This window comes from Streptomyces sp. CRN 30, assembly GCF_034105845.1.
Genome location: NZ_JAVRHI010000364.1, coordinates 36089 through 51304 on the forward strand (window position 1 = coordinate 36089; position 15216 = coordinate 51304).

3 protein-coding genes and 2 pseudogenes are annotated in these 15216 nt (G+C 74.4%); 2 read left to right on the forward strand and 3 right to left on the reverse strand.

Going from position 1 to position 15216, the window contains the following annotated elements; translation table 11 throughout:
* Positions 1-126: 126 nt before the first annotated feature.
* Positions 127-582: pseudogene (locus UW392_RS38665) on the reverse strand (sensor histidine kinase); the annotation flags it as partial.
* A gap of 200 nt (positions 583-782) precedes the next feature.
* On the opposite strand from UW392_RS38665, the gene UW392_RS38670 reads away from it, so the two are divergent.
* Positions 783-13349 (forward strand): non-ribosomal peptide synthetase/type I polyketide synthase, encoded by a 12567-nt coding sequence (locus UW392_RS38670; protein WP_320779935.1) that lies wholly within the window; start codon positions 783-785, stop codon positions 13347-13349.
* Positions 13350-13431: 82 nt separating this feature from the next.
* Here the strand turns inward: UW392_RS38670 and UW392_RS38675 are convergent.
* A pseudogene (locus UW392_RS38675) lies at positions 13432-13572 on the reverse strand (DUF664 domain-containing protein); the annotation flags it as partial.
* Between the two features lie 66 nt (positions 13573-13638).
* Positions 13639-14859 carry a glycosyltransferase gene (locus tag UW392_RS38680; protein WP_320779926.1) on the reverse strand — a complete coding sequence of 407 codons (1221 nt, stop codon included), beginning with the start codon at positions 14857-14859 and terminating at the stop codon, positions 13639-13641.
* Between the two features lie 127 nt (positions 14860-14986).
* On the opposite strand from UW392_RS38680, the gene UW392_RS38685 reads away from it, so the two are divergent.
* Positions 14987-15139, forward strand: coding sequence for a hypothetical protein (locus tag UW392_RS38685; RefSeq protein ID WP_320779927.1), 153 nt, complete (start codon positions 14987-14989; stop codon positions 15137-15139).
* The last annotated feature ends 77 nt before the right edge of the window (positions 15140-15216 follow it).

The window sequence follows — 15216 nt, forward strand, 5'->3', positions numbered from 1 at the left end:
ACGCCGCCGGGTACTACCGGATTGATCGGAAGGTGGCAGGGGTATCCGCGGTGACGGGCGGGACGAGGGGGACGGGGACGCGTTGCGAGTAGGAGTAGGAGTAGGAGTAGGAGTAGGAGTGGTGGCACCAGGTGCCGGTGCGTCCGGTGGTGCTGACGTGTCCCTGAGCAGGCCCAGCATGCGCCGCAGCTGGATCATCGCGTCCCGCCCCGTCTCCGATATCGCGTCGAACGCGGCCTCGGCTCGTTCCGGTGCGGTACGGATCGCCACGGGTCCCGCCTCGGCCTGGACGATCATGAGGCTGACGGCGTGCGAGAGGACGTCGTGCGTCTCCCGGGCGATCCGTGCCCGCTCACGTGCCACTGCCTGTTCCGCCTCGATGCGCCGGGTCACCTCGAGCTGGCGGGCGCGGTCCTCCACGGCTCTGACGTAAGCCTGACGGGTGTCGCTGAGCCGGCCGAACGCGTAGGCGGCCGCGAACACGAACAGGCTGAGGAGCAGTTCCCCGGCCTGCCCGGTGTTGAGCGCGACGGAGGGGAAGACGACCGCTGTCACCAGGGCCGCGACGGCGAGCCGTCTGCGCGAGTGCATGACGAGTTCTGCGTTCGGGGACCGTCTACTTCCATCTGCTCAGGAGCAGTTGAGACCGTGCCCGTTGAGTACCCGTACTCATGCGCGGTGATCCGGTCTGCGGCCAAGATCGTCGGAGCGGCGCGACCAAGCGTGTCGTTCTTGTCCGGCTGAGGAGCGGGCCCGTGATGTCTGACGGCGAGCAGTGGCACATGACGGTCGACGGCGAGGCCTCCCAGACGCTCCTGGACGTACTGCTGGACGCGGCCGACCAGGCCCCTGGGCAGGTCGTGGTCCACGTGCGCGGGGACGGCAGCGAGGTGGCCGTCACCTTCCGGCAACTCCGCGACCAGTCCCTTCGGGTCGCCGGCGGTCTGCTCGATGCCGGGGTCGCGCCGGGTACGTGCGTGCCGCTGCTCGCGGAGCGCAGCGAGGCTTTCCAGCCGATGTTCTGGGGCGCGCTGGCGGCCGGCCTGGTACCGGTGCCGCTGGCGCCCGACGCACGGCGGGTCGGCCCGGTGTGGGAGCACCTCGGCCGCCCGCCGGTCGTGGTCGACGCGGCCTGCGCGGAGGTGATCGACGAACTGCCCGGTTCCGTGCGGGTGTTGCGGCTCGAGACGTTGCGGGAGTGCCCCACGCCGGCTTCCCCCTTCCGGGCGTCCCCGGACGAGCTGGCGTTCCTGCAGTTCTCGTCCGGCAGCACCGGTGCTCCGAAGGGCGTGGAGCTGACCCATGCCGCCGTGGTGGCCAACCTGCGGCAGATCGTCGCCGCCTCGGCCCTGTCCGAACGGGACGTCCTGGTCAGCTGGATGCCCTACTTCCACGACATGGGCCTCATCGGCACCCATCTGGCACCACTGGCCGCGCGCACGAAGCAGGTGAAGATCGGCCCCCTGTCGTTCGCGAAGGATCCAGGTCTGTGGTTCGACGTGGCCGCAAGACACCGGGCCACGGTCCTGTCGGCCGCCAACTTCGCGCTGGCGCTGACCGTCCGCCGCGTTCCCGACGCGCGACTCACCGGACTCGACCTGAGTCCGGTGCGGCTGCTCCTGGTGGGAGCCGAGCCGATCTCCCCGACGGTGTGGCGGGACTTCGCGGCCAGGATGCGGCCCACCCGGCTGGACCCGCGAGCGGCCACCCCCGTGTACGGACTGGCCGAGGCGACCTTGGCCGTCACGTTCCCGCCACCCGGCGAGGTGGCGGTTCCGGTCGCCCTGGAGCGGGCGGCACTCGGCCGGGGCGTGGCCGTGGAGCGCGGGGCGGGCGACGACGCCGTGGAAGTGATGGACGTGGGCCCGCCGGTACCGGGATGTTCGGTCCGGATCACGGACGACGCCCGCCGGCCGCTGGACGACCGGCGGGTGGGGCACATCGAGGTGAGGGGCCCGCAGGTCGCCCGCGGCTACCACCGGCTGCCGGAGACGACGGGGCTCACCTTCTCCGACGGCTGGCTGCGGACGGGGGACCTGGGGTTCCTGCGGGACGGCCGGTTGTGTGTCAGCGGCCGGCAGAAGGACGTCCTCTTCCTCAACGGCCGCACCTTCCACGCCCCGGACATGGAGGAGGTCGCGGCAGCGGTTCCCGGACTGCCGTCGGGAAGCCCGGTGGTGGTCGGCTCGACGGACCCGGTGACCGGTGGCGAGCGGGTGGTGGTGTTCGTGCCCTGGGCCCGCCCGCCGCGCGACGCGGGCGAGGTCCTGGGAGAGGTCGCACGGCGGATCCGTACCGCGCTGGTCCACGACGACGTACGCGTACTCGCGCTGCCGCCGTCGGCCTTCTCGCGGACCACCAGCGGCAAGGTGCAGCGGCAGCGGATGCGGACGCGCTTCGAGACGGGCGAGTACCGGCCCACCATGTCGTTCGGATGCCCGACCGACCCCAGCTCCGACCCCGACCCCGACGCCGCACCAGGTATTACGCCGGCCGGGCCGGGGGAGCGGCGCACACCGGCCGGGCCGGGGGAGCGGCGAACGCCGACCCCGCCTGCGGAACGGCTGCCCATGTCCCCCCGTTCGCGCAGCGAGGTGCGGCAGGTGGTGCGCGGTGTCTGGGCCCGCGTACTGGGGCTGCCGGAAGCTTCCTTCGGGGACGGGCAGCGGTTCTCCGGCCTGGGCGGCACCTCGCTGAAGGCCATGGAGGTACTCGCCGAGCTGGAACAGGCCCTGGACATCACCCTGGGACCCGCCGTGATGCGCAACGACACCGTCGCCGCGCTCACCGACCACCTGCTGGCCGCGGTGGAGGCGGGCGCGGCGCCGCAGGAGCCCGCACCGAGGGTTCCCGCGCCGTCACCCACGCCCACGCCCACGGCGGACGGTGCGTCCGCGACGGCGGTCCTCGCGATGGCCTGCCGGTTCCCCGGCGCGGACACACCGGAGGAGTTCTGGGAGCTGCTGTCGGCCGGCCGTGACGTCGTCACCGAGGTGCCACCGGACCGTTGGAGCACCACACGGTCCGGTGAGGCCGCGGACGGACCGCCGTCGGCCGCTCCCGGCGGGCGCGGGCCCTGGGGCGCCTTCCTGGACGACCCGGCCGCCTTCGACGCCGGGCACTTCGGCATCGACGACGAGGAGGCCCGCACGATGGATCCGCAGGCCCGTATCTTCCTCGAACTCGCCCACGAGGCCCTGGAACGCGCCGGCTACGCCGGACCCCGCCGACGCGGCCTGCGGACCGGTGTCTTCGCCGCGGCCGGGGAGAGCGGCTACCGGCAGGTCCTCGCCGACGTCTCCCCGGCCCTGCCACCGTCCGCGACGACGCTGACGGGCAACCTGCCCAGTCTGACCGCCGCCCGGGTCTCCCACTGCCTGGACCTGGACGGCCCGGCACTCACCGTGGACACCGCGTGCTCGTCGGGCCTGGTCGCGCTGCACCTGGCCCGCCGCAGCCTCGCGGACGGCGAGTGCGACATCGCCGTCGTGGGCGGCGTCAATCTGCACCTCACCGGGGACGGGCACCGGGCCCTGGAGGCGGCACAGGCCTTGTCGCCCACCGGACGCAGCCGCGCCTTCCACGCGGACGCCGACGGGTTCGTGCCCGGTGAGGGCGGAGCGGCCCTGGTGCTGCGGCGCCTGGCGGACACCCGCCGGGACGGCGACGAGGTGCTCGCCGTCGTACGGGGCACCGCGGTCAACAACGACGGCACCTCGCTGAGCCTGATGGCACCCAACCCGCTGCGCCAGCGCGAGGTGATCACCCGCGCGTACGAGGTGTGCGGCATCGATCCGGCGACCGTGACGTACGTCGAGGCCCACGGCACGGGCACGGCCGTCGGTGACCCCGTCGAACTGCGGTCGTTGGCCCATGCCTTCCCGGCGCGCGCGGACGGTCGGCCGCGGCTGCTGGGCTCGGTGAAGACGAACGTCGGGCACCTGCTGAACGCGGCCGCGCTGCCCTCGTTGGTGAAGGTGGTGCTGGCGCTCGGACACGGCCGGCTGCCGGCCTCCCTGCACCACACACCGCCGTCGCCCGCGGTCGAGCGGTCCGGATTCGCCCTGGTCACCGAGACGGGTCACTGGCCGTCGGACGGCCCCCGCAGGGGCGGTGTCAACGCCTTCGGCTTCGGCGGCACCAACGCGCACGCGGTACTGGAACAGGCGCCGCCATGTGCGGCGCACGGCCTGCCCCGGGACGGTGGGGAGGCCGGTGACGGTGAGGAGGCCGGGGATCGTGGGGAGGTCGGCGAAGGTGGGGAGGCCAGGGAGGGTGGGGAGGCCGAGGACGGTGGGGATGGCGAAATCGGTGGGAGCGGCGGTCCGCACCTGCTGACTCTGTCGGCGCGCGACGCGACCGGTCTGCACGCCTGGGCGTCCCGTCTGCTCGACCACGTGCGTGACCACCCGGAGCTGGACGAGGGCGACGTGTGTCTGGCGGCGGCGACGGCTCGGGACGAGGGCGACCACCGCCTCGCGGTCGTGGTCGACGGTGACCTGCGGGAACGCCTGACCGAGGCCGTCGCTGCGGGCGCCGGTCGGCCGCGGGGGACGGGAGCCGCGGCGGTGGCGAAGCGGCCGCGCACCGTCTTCGTGTTCCCGGGCCAGGGCACCCTCCGACCGGGGCAGGGGCGTGCCCTGTACGCGACGGCGCCGGTGTACCGCGACACGCTCGACGAGGCGTCGGCCCACGTCGGCGAGGTGCGCGGACGCGAACTGACGGCCTGGTGCGTCGACACCGACGCGGACGCGCGGGTCCTGGCGGCGACGGAGGTGGCGCAACCGCTGTCGGTGGCCCACGGGGTGGCGCTCACCCGCCAGTTGCTGGCCTGGGGCGTACGGCCGGACGCGCTCGTCGGGCACAGCGTCGGTGAACTCGCCGCCGCCTGTGCCGGCGGGATGCTGTCGTTCGCCGACACACTGGAACTGGCGGTGGAACGCGGCCGGCTCATGGCGGCGTCGACCGCGCCGGGTGCGATGGTGGCGGTGCGGGGAGCCGCCGAGGAGGACGTGGCGGCCCTGGTCGCGGCGGCCCCCGGCGAACTCGCGGTCGCCGCCCACAACGGTCCCGGCAGGCTGGTGCTGTCCGGCAGCCCCGGCGCGGTCGGGCAGGCGGCGGAGCAGCTCTCCGCGCGCGGGGCGACCGCACGCGCACTGGAGGTGTCGCGCGCCTTCCACTCACCGCTGATGAAGCCGATCGCCCGGCAACTGGCGCAGTTCGCAGCAGAGTTGACGGTCACAGCTCCCACGATCCCGGTGATGAGCACGCTCACCGCGGAGTGGGGGCCGCCCATGGACCCCGACCACCTGCGCGAGCACGCGCTGCGACCGGTGCTGTTCGGGCGGGCCGTGACGCGGCTGCTCGAGGAGGGGTACGACACGTTCGTGGAACTGGGGTCGGGGGAGAGCCTCGCCGGCCTCGTACGAGCGGCCGGTGCCCGTCACCGGAGGGATGCCCTCGCAGGTGGCGGGGACGTGCTCGTACTCTCCGCGCCTGTCGGACCGCGGTCGGACGGTGTCGTGGACGGTGTTGCGGGCGGGGCGCGGGAGTTGCTGGAGACGGTGGCACGTCTGTGGTCACGCGGGGTGCGGCTGGACCGTGCGGAACGGGGCGCGGGCCGTCGGCGGGTGCCGCTGCCGCCCTACCCCTACCAGCGGCGCCGCTACTGGCCCACGGACGCGGCCACGGCCATGCGCGCGGCCACGGACGCGGACGCGGCCACGGATGAGGCCACGGATGAGGCCACGGAGGGCGAACGCGTACTGCTGCACCGTGTCGTCTGGCAGGCGACGCCCCTGCCGTCCCCGCCACCGCATCCGTCCTCACCACCGCATCCGTCCCCGCCACCGTCGGAGGGCTGCGGACCGGTACTGGTGACCGGTCCGGACCCGGTGGCCGTGCACGACCTCGCGCGACGCCTCGCGGAGCGGGGTGTACGGACCACCGCGGACCCCGACGCCCGTCCGCAGACGGTGCTGCTGCTGGCCGGCCCCGCCACCGGCGGCACGGCCACGGCCGTGGACGCGGACCGGCTCCAGCACGAGCTGGTCGCGGCGTTCCAGGAGGCCCTCGCCCTCCTCGACCTGACCGGGGCCGGCCGTCTGCTGGTCGTGACCGAGGACGCGCACGTCACCGGCGACGGCCGAGAACGGCCGGACCCGGTACAGGCGGTGCTGGGCGGTCTGACCCTGGCCGTGCCCGCGGAGTCCGCCGGAGCGGTGGCCAACTGGGTCGACCTCTGTTCCCTCGACGACACCGGGCAGCGGCTCCGCGCCGTGCTCGCCGAGGTGGCGGCACCGCAGGCGGCCGGAGCCGTCGCCTGGCGGGCCGGGCGGCGACTGGTGCGGACCGTCGCACCGTCAGCGGCGGACCTGCCCGACATCCACGACCGGCTGCCCGCCGACGGCACCTACCTGATCACAGGGGGCGGCGGAGGCCTGGGCTCCGCCCTGGCACGGGAACTCGCCGGACGCGGCCGGCCGGTGCTCCTGCTCACCGGACGTTCCCCCCAGCCCCCCGCGGGCCTGCTGGAGGAACTCGCCGGCCTCGGCGCCGACGCCCGCTACCACCGGGCCGACCTCACCTCGCGCGACGACGTCGCGGCGCTGGTCGCCGCGCTGCCCGCGCCGGACGCCGTCTTCCACGCGGCCGGAGTGGTACGCCCCGGCAGCCTGCGCGGGACGAAGGCGGAGGAGACGATGGAGGTCCTGCGGGCGAAGACGCTCGGCACCATGCTGCTCTCCGAGGCGCTCGGCCGGTCGGACCGGAGTCCCGGGCTGTGCGTGGCGTTCTCCTCGGTCTCCTCCGTCCTGCCCGGACTGGCCGGGGCACTCGGTGCCTACGCGGCCGCGAACACCTTCCTGGACTCGTTCGCCGGTGCCGAGCGGCAGGCGGGGCGGCCGTGGCTGTCGGTGAACCTCGGTCCCGTCGCCGGGACGGGCCTGGCCGCCGCGTTCACCGATGTCCTCGGCCGGGAGGGGCACCGGCCGCTGGCGACCGCGTCGGCCCTGGCGGCGCTGCGGTCCGCGTGCGGCACCGACCTGGCTCAACTGGTCGTCGCCGACCGGGCGGAGATCCGGACGCACCGCGCGTCCGCCCCGACGCCGTCGCCGCGCGGGCCGCTGCCGCTGCCGGTGCCACGGCCGGCGGCGGACGAGGGGACGCCCGCGTCCGGCACCCGTGCGGTGCTGCGCGAACTGCTGGCGCAGTCGTTGGGCCTCCCGGTGTCCGCCGTCGACGACGACGCCCCGTTCCTCTCGCTGGGGCTGGACTCGCTGGGCGCCGTCGACCTCGTCAAGCGGCTCGAACGCGAGCTGGGGAGGTCCCTGCCCGCCACGCTCTTCTTCGAGTACCGCACCGTGCGCGAACTGGCCGCGCACCTGGACACGGGCTCCGCCCCCTCACCGGCCGCCGCGGAGGAGGGGGCGGCACGGGCTCCCGCACCCGCGGCGGCGGAACACGAGCCCTTCGCCCTGACCCCCGTACAACTGGCGCTCCACACCAGCAGCCTGCTGCATCCGGACGTCCCGGCCCGCGCCCATCTGCGGATGACGGTCCGCGGTCCACTGGACACCCACGTACTGGGCAGGGCGCTGGCCGGTCTGTCCGAACGGCACGGCATGCTGCGCCTGCGGATCGACGACCCGGGCACGGGGCCGGTGCAGCGCCTGACCCCGGCCGTGCCGCTGTCGGCCTGGTACGAGGTCCGCGCGTGCGGCGCCGAGCAGGTGGCCGACCTGGAGACGGCCCTGTGCAACCAACCCTTCGACCTGACCGCGCGACCGCCCGTGCGAGCCGTACTGCTCCGTCAGGAACCGGCTGTCGCGCACCTGCTGCTGGTGGTCCACCACGCCGCGGTGGACGGGTACAGCCTCAACCTCCTGGCCGAGGAGCTGTGGTCCTCGTACACCGCGCTGTGGCGGGGGAAGTCCCCGAACCCGGAGCCGGACGCACCGAGTTTTCGGGCGTACGCCGCCGCCGGCAGCGCCCGGACCTCCGGAACCACCACATCCGGAACCACCAGGTCCGGAGCCGACCGCCGCTACTGGGCCGAGCGCCTGGCCACGATGGGGGAACCGCTGCGGCTGCCCTACGACTACGCCGGAGATCCCGACGCGCACCCGTCGGGCCCGCTCGTGCAGCACCACGGTTCGCTCGACGCGACCCTCACCGCCGGCCTGGAGCGGCTGGCCGCCGCGCACGACGTCTCCCTGTTCCACCTGCTGCTCGCCGCCTACGTGCGCTGCCTGGCACGGTGGACGGGGCGGCGGGACATCGCGGTCAATGTGGCGCGTGCCCGGCGCGAGGAACGTTTCGCCGGAGTGGACCGACTGGTCGGCCCGCTCGCCGACACCCTCCCGCTGCTGTGTGAGACAGCCGTCGACGAGCCGGTCGTGGTACTGGCGCGACGGCTGCGCCTCATCTGGCTGGAGAGCGAACAGCACTCCGGGCTGAGCAGTCTGGCGCTGGCCGGTCTCCTGCCCGGCGGACATCACCGCACGGCGAGCCCGGCGGGCTTCAGCTTCGCCCGCTTCCCCGCACGCCTGGCGGCCGACTGCCCGGTCGAGGTACGGGCCGCGGCGGCAGGCACCGGGTCGGCCACGACCCGGCTGAGCCTGCTGTGCTGGGCGGACGGATCCACCTTGCGCATGTCGTGGAACTATCCGCGTCCACTGTTCACCCCAGGCACGGTGGCACGCCTGGACCGGGAGTACCGCGAGGAACTGGGTTCTCTGTGCGCGTTCGGGCCCGGGCTCGGGCTCGTGCAACAGACCGCGCCCTCTCCCGGCCCCCTCACGGAGCCGGAGCCGGAGCCGGAGCTGGAGCCGGGACCGCAACCAGGGCCGTCCCGCCGGCCGGCGGCGTCGCACGGTCTGATCGGCGGACTGCTCCGGCAGTTCCGCGCCACGCCGGACGCGATCGCCGTGGAGACCGGGGGAGCGAGGCTCACCTACGCGGCGGTCGACCGTGCCTCCGAGCTGCTGGCCACCCGACTGCGCGCCGCCGGTGTACGCGCGGGCCGGCTGGTCGGGCTGCTCACCGAGCCCGGCCCGGAGACCGTGATCGGCGTGGTCGGCATCCTGCGGGCCGGGGCCGGCTGGGTGCCGCTGGACCCGACGCATCCGTCCGCCCGCCTGGCGGAACAGCTCGAGCGCGCGGGTGTCTCCACCGTGGTGTGCCATGGACCGACCCTGGACATCGCCAAGTCCCTCGACGGTGCCGGTGTCGGTGTCGGTGTCGCCGTGCGGACGGTATGCGCCGACAGCCCGCCGGACAGCCCGCCACACGGCCTGCCGGACGCGCGGGGAGACGAACGCGCGCCCACCCGCGCACCCGACCTCGATCCCCACCCCGAGCCCGCTCCCGAGGCGATCGCGTACGTCATCTTCACCTCGGGCTCCACCGGTCGGCCCAAGGCGGTCCCGATCACGCACCGGGCGATGGAGAACTACCTCGACTGGGCCGTCACCGCGTTCGGCTACGGCGCCGGCGACCGCCTGGCGCAGACCGCGTCACCGTGCTTCGACGCCTCGGTACGCCAACTGCTCGCGCCCCTGATGGTCGGCGGCACCGTGGTGACCGTACCGCGGGAGCTGCTGCGGGACCCCGAACTGCTGCTGACGTACGTGGAGCGGACACGCATCACGGTGTGGAGTTCCGTCCCGACGCTCTGGGAACAGTTGCTGTCGGCCGCCGAGGACCGGGTGCGACGGGGAGCGGAACGACCGGACCTGTCGGCGCTGCGCTGGGTGCACGTGGGCGGTGAGGCCCTGCCCGCCGCCCATGTGCGCCGGTGGTTCGACCTGTTCGGCGACGGGCAGCGCATCGCCAATCTGTACGGCCCCACCGAGACGACCGTCAACGCCACCTGCCACGTCATCACGACACGCCCGGCCGACGACGCCCGGACGGTACCCATCGGACGTCCGGTGGCCGGTGCCGACCTGGCGGTGGTCGGCCCCGACGGCGCCCCCTGCCGTGCGGAGGAGCCGGGTGAACTGCTGATCACGGGAGTCGGCCTGACCCCCGGCTACCTGGGCGAGCCCGAGCTGACCTCCCGGGCGTTCACCGTGCGGGACGGTCGTCGCTGGTACCGCAGCGGCGACCGGGTCCGCCGCCGCGCGGACGGCGCCCTGGAGTTCCTCGGACGGCTCGACGACCAGGTGAAGATCCGTGGCAACCGCGTGGAGACCGGAGAGGTCGAGGCGGCCCTCCAGACACACCCCGGGGTCGCGCAGGCCTCGGTCGTCGCACGCGAGGGCCGGCTGCTGGCGTTCGTCACCGTCCGGCCCGGCGCCGGGCACCCGGACCCGCGCGCGGTCCGCCGTCACCTGGCCGGTCTCCTGCCGCCCTACATGGTCCCGGCGCGGATCACCGTGCTGGACGAGCTGCCCCTCACCGGCACCGGCAAGGTCGACCGCGGTGTGCTGACGCAGCCGGAACCCGGACCCGCGCACTCCACCGGTGCGGTCGGTGCGGTCGGTGCGGCAAGCGGCTCCGGCACGCACACCCTCCCCGCCACGCCGACCGAACGGCGACTGGCCGCGATCTGGTGCGAGCTGCTGGAAGTCGACTCCGTCCGCCGGGAGGACGACTTCTTCGATCTGGGCGGCGACTCCCTGCTCGTCCTCCGCGTCTTCGGCCGGCTCGGCGAGGCCAGGACACCGCTGCCCCGCCCGACCGTCATCTACGACAACCGCACCCTTGCCGAGCTCGCCGCGACGGTGGACGCCACCGCCGCGGAGCCGCACGGCACACCCGCCGCGTCCGCGTCCGCGCCCGCAGCCGCGTCCGCAACCGCGGTCACGGAGCACGCGGCTCCCTTCCCCGTCACACCGTCCCAGCGCGGCTTCCTCCTCGCGGAGGCGCTCTCCTCCGGGCGGGACGGTTCCTGGTCGGCACGGCTGCGGCTGTCCGGCCCGCTCGACCCGGAGGTGTTCCAGGCATCGGTGGACCTGCTGGTGGAGCGTCACGGCATGCTGCGTACCGTCTTCCCCGCGGGCGCCCGGCCGCCCGTCCAGCAGGAGCTCCCGCCCTCGTTGCGGCTGCCGGTCGCCTTCGAGACGCTCACGCACCCCGCCGAGGTCGACGCACGCGCGGCAGCCGAGGCGGAGCGGCGCTTCGAACCGTGGGCCTGGCCACTGCTGCGGCTCCGGGTGCTCACCCTGGGGACGCGGGAGCACGTCCTCCTGGTACACGCACACCACCTCATCGGCGACGGCTACAGCGCCGCGCTGCTCGTACAGGAGCTGACGGCGGTCTACGACCGGCTGGCCGCGGGCCGCCCCGCCGACCTGCCCGAGCCGCGCGCCACCTTCCGCGACCACGCGCTGCTGACCGCCGAGGCGGAGCCTCCTGCCGCTCCGGGCGCCGCGGAGCGCCGAGCCCGGCTCGACGCCCCCTACCGCCCTCCGGCGCTGCGCGCCACCGACGGAGGCGCTGACGATGACAGAAGCTATGACAGAAGCGAGGACGGAAGCGCCGACGCTGACGCGGGGCTCGACGCCGGCGCGTTCCACTCGGCGGGATTCCTGCTGGACGCCGACCGCACGGCGGCGTTGCGCGCGCTCGCGGCGGAGGCGGGGGCCACACTGTACGCACCGCTCCTGACCGCGTACCACCAGCAGTTGACGCAGCTGACCGGCCGGGCGGACCTGATCGTCGGTCTGGCGGTCAGCGGCCGTGACCGTCCGCTGCCCGACGTCCACCGGGTCTTCGGCCCGTTCGCCACCGCCGTACCCGTACGGCCCGCGGCCGGGCGGGACGACGGGCACACGGGGGAGGTCTTCGGGGACGCCCTGCGCCGGGTCGTGGCCGAGGCCGAGGAGGCGCGCAGGCACGAGGACATCGTGCCGCGTGACCACGACGGTCTTCCGCTGACGGCACAGTTCTTCTTCACCTTCCTCGACTTCTCCGTCCTGGCGTCCGCGCCCGGGCAGCCGCTGACCGTGTCGTGGGACGACGGGGACAGCGCGTTCGCGCCGCCTTCGTCGACGACGGACGTCTTCCTGGCCGCGCGACCGGAAGGTCCCGGGCTGCGGGTGACGGTGCGAGGGTCCGCCGCCGCCCTCACCTCCTCCGCGCTGGAGGAGTTCGCGCACGCGCTCCGCGAACGGCTCGTACGAGCCGTGGGCCCGCCCCGCGTCGACCTTCCGTCAGGCCTCCGCGCGGACCGTTCACCAGGCCCCCGCGCGACGATGGACGCCGCGCTGGTCGGCTACCTGCCCGCGCCCGGCCACCTGGCGCGGCTGGCGGGTCTGCCCGAGGCCGCCGCGCAGCGGAACGAACTGCGCGGGATGCTGTTCCCCGACGGCGCGCCGCGCCTGCTGGAGACGGTCCGGACGCCCCTCGGCAGGTCGGGATTGGTTGGCGTGCCCCTCTTCGCCGACGAACTCGACCGGAATGCCGACCTCGTCGCCCACACCGCCCGCGCGGTGTCGCTCGCCTCCTCGCTCGGGGCCCGGAGCGTCTCCCTGGCCGGAATGATCCCGTCGCTGACCGGTTACGGCTTCGACGTGCTGCGCTCCGCACACGGACCGGCGGCCCTGACGACCGGACACGCGGCGACCGTCGTCTCGGTGGTCCGTACGGTGCACGCGGCGCTCGACGCCACGGGCAGGACGGGCGGGGATCTGGCCGACCTCGACGTCGCCTTCGTCGGACTGGGTTCGATCGGCGCCTCGTCCCTGGAGCTACTGCTCACCCGGTCCGTTCGGCCGCCACGGCGGCTGCTGCTGTGCGACGCTCCCGGCAGCGGGCCCCGGCTGCGGCAGTTGGCGCGAGAGTTGCGGGAGCGTGGCCGGGTCCGCGAGGTCGAGGTGGCGGAGTCCCGGCCCGCACTGCCCGACGCGGTGTACGGTGCCGATCTGCTGGTGACGGCGGTGAGCGGCGCCGCCACCCTGCTGGACGTGGACCGGCTGACGCCCGGCACCGTGGTCGTCGACGACTCCTTCCCGCACTGCTTCGACACCGGCCGGGCCCTGACGCGGATGCGGGAGCTCCGGGACGTACTCGTGCTGGGCGGCGGACTCCTGCACCTGGGCGACGTCGGCCGCGAGACCGCCGAAGGACTGCCGAGCCCGGCCGCGGCCGCCTATCTGGCCCAGCCCTGGCTCGACGGGACCCTGGCCTCCTGCCGGGTGGAATCCCTGCTGCACGCGGCGGACCCCGAACTGCCACTGGTGCACGGCCTGGTCGACGGGACAGCGGCCCTCGCCTACTGGGAGGCCATGGAGCGTGCCGGGGTGACGGCGGCACCACTGCACCTGCAGGGCCGAGCTCTGGGACCGGACCCTGTGACGATGAACGGTCCCTGGCGGGGCCGGAGCCGGGGCCAGGGCCGGTGAAGCGTCCCCCGTACCGGTCCGGCCCCCTGTGCGGTGCCGGGCCCCGCGTGACACGGGCTCGGGGAGCAGGGCGGCCGACGGCTCAGACGCCGACGGTCCCGTCGATGCCCTCGTGCAGGAGGTCGGCGTGACCGTTGTGCCGGGCGTACTCATGGATCATGTGGCGCATGACCATGCGCAGCGACACCGTCCGGCCCTTGCGGCGGTCCCACGGCTGCTCGGCGCGGTCCGGGGCGCACCTTTCAGGACTCGGACTCCGGGGGCCGACCGGCCGGGCGGCGTTCGAGGCTCACCCGGTGCGCAGCGCGCCGATGCGGGCGAGCAGTGAAGCGGTGCCGTCCTCCGCGGCGATCCCGTGGGCCAGTTCGGCCGCGTGGCGGCGGTGGGCCGGTTCGGTCAGGCAGGCCGTGATCGCGTCGCCGAGGGTGTCGGCGGTGAGGTCCTGGAACGGCACGGGCCAGGGAGCGACTCCCAGCTCGCACAGCCGAGACGCCCAGAACGGCTGGTCGGCCATGACGGGAACGGGCACGGCGGGTACGCCGGCCCGCAGTCCGGCCGCGGTGGTGCCCGCCCCGGCGTGGTGGACGACGGCGGCGGTGCGAGGGAACAGCCAGTCGTGCGGGACGTCACCGATGGCCAGTACGTCGTCGCTGTCGCCGCAGCCGCTCAGACCGGCCCACCCCGCCTGCACCACCGCGCGCACACCTGCCCGCCGCACCGCCGCGGTCACCAGCTCGCTGAGCCGTTCCCCCTGCCCCACCGCCATACTGCCGAACCCGATGAACACCGGGGGCGGACCGGCCTGAAGGAAGTCGACCAGCTCGGCCGGCGGGTGCCAGCCGTCCGGCCGCGCCGGCCACCAGTAGCCCGTCACTTCGACCCAGGACGGCCAGTCCTCGGGGCGCGGCACCACCAGCGGGCTGAAGCCGTGGAGGACCGGCCGGACGTCCACCGGAGCCGAGGGCGCGTGAGTGGGCAGCCCGAGGCGGGCGCGCAGCAGGGTCACCGAACCCGCGAAGAGGTCTTCCGCGCGCCTCAGCACGTCCCGGCCCGCGGCGAGGTTGCCCTCCGGTCCCAGGACGTCGGAGCTCCGTGCGTTGGGCAGCGGGAACTGTCCGGTGGCGCAGGACGGTGCCAGATAGGTGCCGATCACGGGGACGCCGAACGCCTCGCCGGCCGTCCGGCTGAGCGGTGCCGGGCCGAAGGCGGTGAGCAGCAGGTCGGCTCCGTCCGCCACGACCTCCGCCACCCCCTCGGCGAGCCCGTCCGCGTAGGCCCGCGTCAGCGACCGGACCTCCTCCCGCGTTGTCGCCCGGGACCAGTCCCGGACCAGCTCCGCAGGGTCTCCCGGTACGGGCCGGTGGTCGAGACCGCAGCCGCCGACGAGTGTCTCGAAGGAGGGGTGAGCAGCGACGGTGACCTGATGGCCCGCGTCCGTCAGGCGCCGCCCCAGGCCCGTGTAGGGAGCGACGTCGCCCCGTGAACCAGCGGTGATGATCACAATGCGCATGGAGCGATTGTCCTCGGCACACACCGTCCGGTCACCGCCGACGGTCAAGGGGCCCTCAATGCGCTGGAGCGCCGGGTGCCACCCGGTTTACGGTGACGCCACGAGCGATCAGTCAGGAGCGCCTGTCGTGCCCGTCGAGGCGTATGAACCCCCCTACCGCGTAGCCGTTTTCACCACGGTGCGGACCCAGGAGCAGAGCGGCTACGGCGAGACCGACGCGCGCATGGAAGAGCTGGTCCGGGACGTGCCCGGGCCCCGCGGAGTGACGACGGCGGGCTGACCGCGACCGGGTGGTGACCCGGCGGCGGGCCCGGATGGTGCGATCGGGCGGATAAGTGCGAAGAGCGGCGAAAGTCG

Excerpts from the sequence above, each read along its gene's own strand:
- UW392_RS38670 (WP_320779935.1), top strand. The coding sequence starts at position 783 with ATGACGGTCGACGGCGAGGCCTCCCAGACGCTCCTGGACGTACTGCTG.
- UW392_RS38680 (WP_320779926.1), bottom strand. The coding sequence starts at position 14,859 with ATGCGCATTGTGATCATCACCGCTGGTTCACGGGGCGACGTCGCTCCC.